Raw genomic sequence first — 478 nt, forward strand, 5'->3', positions numbered from 1 at the left:
ACGTACAGCTTGTACTGATCCGGGGTGAAGTACGACTGCGCGCCGCCGATGATGAACTGCAGCTGGAGCAGCGTGGACGAGAACAGGTTGATCAGGCCGGCGTTCTGGGTCGCGACCGCGCTGGTCAGCTGGCTGGATGCCTGGCTGATCAGGTCGTCACTGCGCAGCGCCTGGTCCAGCGCGAAGACCTGGCGACCCGTGGAGGTGGTCAGGTCGGCGGCCGTCTGCAGGCCGAGCCCGTCGATGATCGGCGTGATCACGGCGGTGAACTCGGAGACGATCAGGTCCGGCCGGATCGTCCGGCCGAGGATGCTGGCGCGGGTGCTGTCGAGCTTCTTGACGTTTTCCACGGCCGCTCTCAGCCGCGGCGTGAGCGGCTGGTCGAGGCTCCTGAGGCTGAGGATGCGGTCGGTCGCCTCGGCGCTCTGCACCACGAGCTGCGGGCGATCGACGAGGCCGAACAGGTAACCGACCGAGA

General features: G+C 67.2%; 1 protein-coding gene. It reads right to left on the reverse strand.

Annotated features, from left to right (window positions below; translation table 11 throughout):
* Positions 1 to 478 (reverse strand): nitrate- and nitrite sensing domain-containing protein (locus tag DMB66_RS60715; RefSeq protein WP_199753350.1); only part of this gene is annotated, 478 nt, incomplete at both ends.

It is taken from the genome of Actinoplanes sp. ATCC 53533 (assembly GCF_003947245.1).